We start from the raw sequence: 8253 nt of genomic DNA, 5'->3' as shown, positions 1-8253 counted from the left end.
GGCCTGAACTTAGGTGACACCGAAGTTGGAGACTTAGGCACCTTAGAATACAACACAGGCTCCGGTTGGGTTGCAGTACCAAACGATGGCGTGGTAACGGTGCCAGCTGGGCAAACCGAATTTGATGTGCGCATTGCTTCCATTGATGACGCCGTTTATGAAGGCCCTGAAGATTTCAGTGTGACAGTAACCGGCATTGCCGCAGTACAAGGCAGTGATACGGGTACGGCGACGATTATTGATAATGATGCTCCTCCTTCTATTTCAAATGTTGTGAATGCAGTTGTTTCGGAAGAAGGTTTAGCTAATGGTATCCCTGATAATACAGGATCCCCTTCTGACACTACTAACTCCGCAAGTTTCTCAGGAACATTCACAGTTGCCGATCCAGACACGGCGAATGTTTCAGTGGTATTGGCAGGCCCTAACAACCTAACATCAGGAGGGGAGCCTATATCGTGGACGTGGGACAACAGTACTCAAACGCTGACTGCGAAAACTGCTCACCTGAGCATTGTTGCTACTGTTGTGCTGAGCGAGCCTTCAGCTTCAGGTCAAGGTTCTTGGGACTATACTATCACTCTGTTTGAGCCACTTGATCATCCTGTTAATGATGTGGAAGACATCATCAACTTTGATTTACAGATTTCTGTAAGTGATGGACAAACAACAACATCTCAAAGCTTAAATGTGGCCGTTGAAGATGATTGCCCATACGTGCCTGTGGTTGTTCAACCCGTCGATGTGTCGCTTACTGGTGCACCTAACGTTCTGACAGGGCGCATAGATTTTGCAGGAAGTGAGGCAGACGCAACCAGTCGAACATTTGGGGACGTTGTTGTGACTGCAAACGGTTTTGTGTCTGACGAATCTGTGATGCTGGGAACAGCTGAAATCAATCAATCATCAGAAGGGATTGGCGTTAAAAGTTCTGGTAACAACGGCTTCCAATTAGAAAACGAAGTCGATTATCGATTCGCGGGTAATGAGGGTGTATCAGAGCAGTTAATCATAGACTTAGGCAATAAAGTTGCTTACGGAGCAGAAATAGAATTTGAGAAAATGTTTGGTGGTGAACTTGAGAAAGGAATCGCATCTTTTTATAGAGATGGTGTATTAATTGCTCAGCAATCGTTCAGCTCTGACGCAAGCAGTGGTGATTACGCGGCAAATTTCAATGTTCAACAGGGAGGCTTTGATAAAATCATCCTCGAGGCGACCAGTAATGGCAATGGCCCGGATACTGAAGACAACAGTGACTTTACCGTTAAATCAATAACCTTTACAGGTGCGTACTCTGGCGTGCCAATTGCTAGTGCGGATGGGAACCTCGGTGCTGTATATGGAGCTGATGGCCCTGGTTCTATAGTCTTAAATGGAGGTGAGGCTGGTTTAGAGACTCTAGATGGTAAAGACGTGTTGATATACGTCGATCCACAAAACTCTAATAGACTGATTGCAGAGGCTGATGGAGAGCTTGCATTCGAAGTTCAACTTACACCTAGCACTGGAAAATGGGAGTTCTTCCAATACTTGCCTTTGACCTCACCTTATGGCGATGGGGATATCGATTTTAACTACACTATTACTGATAATGATGGCGACAGTAAAACGGGGTACTTTTCTGTCAACCCTTACGCCCCACCAATTGTAGAAGGTGTAACACTAAACGTTTCTGAGGAAGGCTTAAGCAACGCCATTGCTGATGACTCTGCTCTAAACGGCTTTGATGACACAACTGACTCGAGTACTGATGTAGAACAATTGACGCTGGGTCAAACCGTTGATTCTGTTACGCTCAGTGAACCATCTACAGCTCTTACTAGTAACGGTATCTCTGTAACGTGGACGTTATCAAATAACGACCAAATGCTTATCGGTTCAGCGAACGGTGAAGAGGTTATCAAAATATCAGTCAATGATACTGGAGTGGTATCTACGGAGCTTCTTGGTCCGATTGATCACTCCAACCCATCTGGAGAAGACACCTTAAATATTGAGGTGCCTGTGCTTGTCTCGAATGCTCGTGGTCTTACTAACTCCACAACGGTCAACGTTATTGTGGAAGATGACTCACCAGATTCTGCATCTATTATTCACGATGTAGTTGCAGAAACTAAAGAAAGTGCCAACGTTCAGCTCATAATGGATGTCTCGGGTTCTATGCGAACGGATAATCGCTTGCAGATAATGAAAGATTCGGCAACTCAGTTATTGAATCAATATGAGTCTATCGGTCAAACGCGAGTTCAAATTATTACTTATAGCAGTACAGCATCCACTTACGCTATAGGTGCTGCGACGTGGCTGACGGTCGAGGAGGCCAAAGCGTATATTGAGACGCTAACTGCGGGTGGCGCGACTAACTATAACAACGCGCTAAATGAAGCAAAACAGTCATGGGATGATGTAGGTAAGTTAACCAGTGCGTCGAATGTTAGTTACTTCTTGTCAGATGGTCAGCCAAACCCTGCGTCATCATTTATAAACGACGCTCGCGAGCAGAGTTGGATTGATCACCTAACCGATCCTGATAATCAGATAACAGCCCTAGCGTATGGTATGGGCGTTAATCTTATGCCGGAGCAATTAGATCGCGTAGCATATGATGGCTTTTTGAATCAAGACCTTGATGGTGTTGTGGTTCCTGACGTAACTCAATTACCTCCGGTTATGTTGCAGTCAGTGATTCAACCTGTTGGGGGGAACTTGATGTATACCACTTCTCCAGATACAGGTATTGGTGCAGATGGTGGTTATATTAGCGAAATAGAACATGACGGTGTCACTTATTCGTTTGATGGTTCAGACCTAATAGTAACTGAAAATAACGATGGTATTTCGCATGCATTTGACGACACAACGATGCAGCTTACTATCTATATCGACAGCAAACATACTCTGGAAATCGACTTAAACGACGGTGCGTATGCATTTTATGGTGCGGTGGGTGATACAGTTGAAACGTTAGACTTCGATTATGTATTGACGGATAACGATGGTGATCAAAGTGAGAACACCCTGCAATTCGTTATTGATGAAAACGGAGGAGTAAATGCTTCAAGTAATGGCTCTGCAAATATTATTGAAGCTGAAGTGGACGTAAGTCATGACATCTTGATCGGTAATGATAACGAGGCAGATGTCTTTAAATGGGTCAACGACTCCTTGGATACAGGAACAGATCTAATTAGAGGTTTTGAGAGAGATTTGGACACCTTAGATCTGAGTGAAGTCGTTGAAGATGCAGGGCACAATACGATAGAAGAACTTCTCAATAGTATTGACTTGAACATTGATGGCGATGACTTATCTCTAGAAATAACCCATAACGATGGAAACTCAATTCAAACTATCGTAATAGAAAACGGGGCGACAGAGTTTAGTGATTTAATCGTGGGAAATGCGGACTTTGAGAGAGATGTGTTATCCGCACTAACTAAGGTTAACTTAGAGCCATAATGAAAAAGGGCCAGTAGGCCCTTTTCTTCTGCTTTGTCTTACTTATTCGTAGCCTAAAGCACTTTACATGCAAAACCTTTTAAGTAGAAACCTTCTGGATATGCGGTATCGGTTGGGTGGTCAGCGGCTTGTTCAAAACGCTCCACAAACTTTACTTGGCGGTTAGCATCTACGGCTGCATCAGCGATGATTTTCTGGAACAGAACTTGATCCATCAAGCCAGAGCACGAGTAGGTTAGTAGCGTGCCGCCCGGTTTTAGAATTTGCATTGCTAGCATGTTGATGTCTTTGTAACCACGACATGCGCCGTTTAGTTGTGCTTTGCTCTCTGCGAACTTCGGTGGGTCCATGATCACAACATCGAACTGAGTTCCTTGATCACGATACTCACGAAGCAGCTTAAACACGTCTGCATTTAGGAACACGGCACGCTTCTTCGAAATATCAAACTCGTTTAGCTCTGCGTTGAATTTTGCGGTATCTAAAGCAGGTTGCGACACGTCAGCGTTAATCACACGCTTTGCATCACCTTTTAGAGCGTAAAGTCCGAAGCCACCTGTGTAAGAGAAGCAGTTAAGAACTTCTTTGCCTTTCATATATTTCATCGCTTGCTGGCGACTATCACGTTGATCTAGGTAGAAACCTGTTTTGTGTCCGCCAACGATATCTACACTAATCTTTACGCCATTTTCTTCGATGACGACTGATTTAGGTGGCTCTTCGCCGTGCAAGACGCCCGTGCTCTCTTTTAAACCTTCTTTTTTACGAACGGCCACGTCAGAGCGCTCGTACACATTACAATCAGGGAAGCACTCAACCAGAGCGTCAACAATAGCCTGCTTATTGTGTTCTGCGCCAGCACTGAGAAGTTGGCACACAAAGAAATTTTGGTAACGGTCGATCGTAACGCCTGGTAAGCCGTCAGACTCTGCTGCGATAAGGCGATAACCCGTAAGGCCATCACGTTCGATAATGTCTTCACGAAGAAGTTGTGCGTCTTTAAGTCGTTTAACGAAAAACGCGGTGTCGATTTCTTCTTTATCAAAACTCCAAATACGAGCACGAATTTGTGAAGCTGGCGAATATGCCGCTTTAGCTAGCCATTTACCGTCGTGAGTGAATACATCAACCGTTTCGCCAAGAGCAGGTTCGCCCTCAACTTTGTTGATGCCTCGAGAGAAGATCCAAGGGTGCTTGCGCTTGACCGATTTCTCACGACCTTTAACCAAATAGATAGCAGCTGTCATTTCATTAGCTCTTGTTGAATTTTGAAAGGGGCGTATTGTCCGGGATGTGAATGGTAAAAGCAATATCCCTCGGCAATCCAGTACATTGTAGTGACTTTTAAATACAAAAAGGTCACTAAAGTGACCCTTTTATTTGAATTTGCTGTAACAGATTCCGTTGCTATGCTTTAAGTCCAGTCAGTAGCGACTCCATTGTGTCGCTTTGCTTACGCAGTTGATCAACGTTTTGTGAAGTCGTGCTTATCATATTGCACACGTTATCTGCTTGAACTCGAATTTCTTCAACGCTTGAGGCGATATTGTCCGCGACTACACCTTGCTCTTCAGCTGCTGTTGCAATTTGAATGCTACTGTCGGAGATAGTTTGATTTTTATCTGCCAAAGAGCCGATTTCGTGATTCACTTCCGTCATGAGGTTTTGTCCCTCATTTGCATTATTAACTGTCACTTCCATCAGCTTAGTAAGCGACTGGCTGTTACGCTGTAACGATTCAATCATCGTTTGGATTTCAACTGTCGCTTGCTGAGTGCGTCCCGCAAGAGCGCGAACCTCATCCGCAACGACCGCAAATCCACGACCTTGTTCTCCAGCACGTGCTGCTTCAATGGCTGCGTTCAATGCAAGTAGGTTAGTTTGCTCGGAAATCCCATTAATGGTTGTCACGACTTCATCAATTTGTGCGGCATTAGCATCTAACTCCGCTACTGCTTGAGACGCAGATTGAATCTCATTAGAGAGGTTCGAAATCGAGTGAAGCGTATTCTCAACTTTCACTTGTCCAGACTGAGCCACGTTACGTGCATCATCGGTTTGCGTGCTTGAATCGTGAGCTAGTGTCGCGACTTCTCGAATCGTTGATGCCATCTGTTCAGTTGCACTCGCAAGAGAGTTGAGGTGTTCCTGCTGAGTCGCTGAAATATCTGAACTGTGATGAATCGATTGATTCAGGTCTGAGCTAATTTGTTGCATTAACGCCACAGACTCTTGAATCGACAGCACCATTTGTTGCTCTCGTTCTGCAACTTTGTCTATCGTAATAGCAATTTCACTAAACTCGTCGCGAACAGGGAAGAAGTTCATTCTCGCAGTTAAGTCGCCACCAGCAAGAGTGTTTAATGCTTTGTTCATCGTGAACATCGCGCCGCCAATAAACGTCATGATGTAGTAAACACCAAGAGCGAGAATAAACAAGCTCACACAGATGATGCTCACTTGAGTCGTTGATAGGGCAGTCCATAAAGAAAGTTCATGGTTCGCAACCAAACTGTACGCACCATTTAAAACAGACACGGATTGCGGACCAGAGCCAATAGAAACGGTTTCTGAACCCGCTATGAGGCTTGCTACTTGAGATTGAGAAAGATTGCCTGCCTCTATCAGACCTTTCATAAGCATGAGCTCTTCTTGGTACATACTTGAGATCAGTGTATTAGCCGCGCTATTAAGGACGAGAGTGAGAATGACTAAAGCAAGAAGAGGGAGAACGAAGAGCAAATAGAACTTTTCTTGAATCTTTAAGTGAATGAGATACTTATCAATCCAGCGGAATGGAATTTCTTTCATAATTATAATAACCGTGCAAAAACCCACTATCCTTAGTGGGGTGAATAGACGAAAAGAATATATCACTCAGTAAAAAGAAGCGGTACAAAGATGAACGTAAAGTGTGAGAGATTTATAGTAAAAGGTCATGTTCAAGGCGTGGGTTTTCGTTACCATACTTCCCATCAAGGATTGAAGCTAGGGTTAACAGGTTATGCGAAGAACCTAAACAATGGTGATGTTGAAGTGATGGCGTGTGGAACAGACGCGCAAATAGTTGCGTTTTCGAAATGGTTACAAGAAGGACCGCGAACGGCAACAGTAGAGCATGTGATGCAGGAGCCTGCGTCGTATAAGCCGTTACGCGGTTTTAAAATTTTATGAATCTACAAGCATTTAGCTGGCTTTGGTAGGCCGGCTAATTTGGTTGCTTGTTTGGCTGGCCCCTTTTTAAACAGCTTGAATAGATACTTACTATTACCTTTTTCTGGGCCGTGCGCTTTTTCCATCGCTTTCACAAGCATACGCACTGCAGGGGAGGTATTAAACTCTTCATAAAAGTCTCGCACAAAATGCACAACTTCCAAATGAGCATCCGTAAGCTCGATGTCTTCTTCTTTTGCTAAAAGCTCAATCATACCTTCTTCCCATTGAGTATGATCCAATAAGTAGCCTTGAGCATCCGTTTCAATTTCTTTGCCGTTGTAAACGAACATAACGTTTTATCCGTTAAGTAAACATGGATGTTTATAGATTAGCGACAGCCGAGAATGTTCTCAACAAAAGAATCTCGAAGTCGTATCGAGCGAATCAAAAGCGTACAAAGTAGTGGCCTATAACTGAATACTCTTAAATTATATTTTAAGCATAAGTTTGTTTTTTTATTCGTGTTGTTAGAAAATTTTCGGGGTTGATATTCGTGGTTTTGCATTGTTATGCAATTCGCTTGGTGTGATTGATTTGTCAGTTATATTTATTGTTTTAGATAAGTCGATCACAACGAATATAAACTAGTTTTAAATCAAAAGAATAAATTGAAAAAAATCGTTATGTTCACCCATGCTTAACAACAACACGGAGCAATGCAGGAGTGTATGGAGTGGTCGAATCTTTTCGTTTCCATTGGATGGGCGGTACTGCAAGCATGCTTTAGCATTTTCTCTTTTCTATGTCTGACGGGATTTGTAAAACATAATCCTATAAAACCGAAGTATGCTTGGTTGCAGTACATCTATGGGCCGTTACTTTTTTTGACTTGGGGAGTCATGTTAGTGACACCGATGATGTCGGCCTACATATTTTTTAGCGTAGCTGGTAAATCAGTAGTCTGGTTGCCCGCGCTCAAGATGTTCGGTTATTGGTGGGTTGCGTTTGGAGTATTTTGCTTCTTGTCATCAGTTGATGAGCGATTGCGAAGTCGCGGTTTGAATTAAGACAAGTTATACCTTGAAATCAGTTTACAAACTGAGAGAGGTGATTATAAAGCGCTCATACAAGCGATATAGCGATTGTTTGAGAATTAATAGCTTAAACGTTGTGTTTGTTTTCATAGACCGATATTCTCATTGGATTAATGAAAGCCTGTATTCAGGTTAGAAACAACAATGATGACAAGGAGTTAGTCATGTCGAAACAACGTTACATTGAGATTAATGACAATGTAAAATCCACTTGGTCCATCGAGCGTATTTGGCAACTTGCAGAATCCTTACCTGTAGAAGAAATTTCGATTGATGATATCAAAGGCCCAAATGAAGTGACTTGGTTTAGTCATGAAGGGCCACAGCCAACCTGCCGTGAAATTGCAAAACATTGCCGACGAATCAACAATGCTGATTTGTCGTATCCGGTAATCTTAACCAGTGACTATCGTGTTTTTGACGGTATGCACCGAATCGCCAAGCAAATCATGTTAGGAGAGGAAACGATCAAAGTGAGACGCTTTAGAGAAAATCCAGAAGCTGACGAAGTTATCGAGTTGTCAGTAGAGCAGGCGTAATA

Annotated in this window: 6 protein-coding genes; 3 read left to right on the top strand and 3 right to left on the bottom strand. The window is 43.3% G+C overall.

All coding sequences use genetic code 11. The features are described 5' to 3' along the window. Nucleotides 1-3462: VWA domain-containing protein (locus tag R7127_RS14305; RefSeq protein WP_318129100.1), on the top strand; the 3462-nt coding region annotated here is incomplete at its 5' end. Between the two features lie 53 nt (nt 3463-3515). Here the strand turns inward: R7127_RS14305 and R7127_RS14300 are convergent. Both R7127_RS14300 and R7127_RS14295 read right to left on the bottom strand, forming a co-directional pair. After that, complete coding sequence (locus tag R7127_RS14300; protein ID WP_025766603.1) at nt 3516-4709, bottom strand: class I SAM-dependent methyltransferase; 1194 nt, start codon at nt 4707-4709, stop codon at nt 3516-3518. Nucleotides 4710-4869: 160 nt separating this feature from the next. Then, complete coding sequence (locus R7127_RS14295) at nt 4870-6273, bottom strand: methyl-accepting chemotaxis protein (protein WP_033905337.1); 1404 nt, start codon at nt 6271-6273, stop codon at nt 4870-4872. A 90-nt stretch (nt 6274-6363) separates the two neighbouring features. Between R7127_RS14295 and yccX the strand changes: the two genes are divergently transcribed. Then, nucleotides 6364-6636 carry an acylphosphatase gene (gene yccX, locus R7127_RS14290; protein ID WP_033905335.1) on the top strand — a complete coding sequence of 91 codons (273 nt, stop codon included), beginning with the start codon at nt 6364-6366 and terminating at the stop codon, nt 6634-6636. Between the two features lie 2 nt (nt 6637-6638). Here the strand turns inward: yccX and R7127_RS14285 are convergent, their stop codons facing one another. Then, a complete protein-coding gene (locus tag R7127_RS14285) occupies nt 6639-6968 on the bottom strand; it encodes a TusE/DsrC/DsvC family sulfur relay protein (RefSeq protein ID WP_005377396.1) in 330 nt (109 codons plus the stop codon). 908 nt (nt 6969-7876) lie between these two features. Between R7127_RS14285 and R7127_RS14280 the strand changes: the two genes are divergently transcribed. After that, nucleotides 7877-8251 (top strand): chromosome partitioning protein ParB, encoded by a 375-nt coding sequence (locus tag R7127_RS14280; RefSeq protein ID WP_033905333.1) that lies wholly within the window; start codon nt 7877-7879, stop codon nt 8249-8251. The last annotated feature ends 2 nt before the right edge of the window (nt 8252-8253 follow it).

It is taken from the genome of Vibrio sp. 1159, assembly GCF_033340395.1.
Taxonomy (GTDB): Bacteria; Pseudomonadota; Gammaproteobacteria; order Enterobacterales; family Vibrionaceae; genus Vibrio; species Vibrio alginolyticus.
This window is presented reverse-complemented; position numbering and strand designations above follow the sequence as displayed.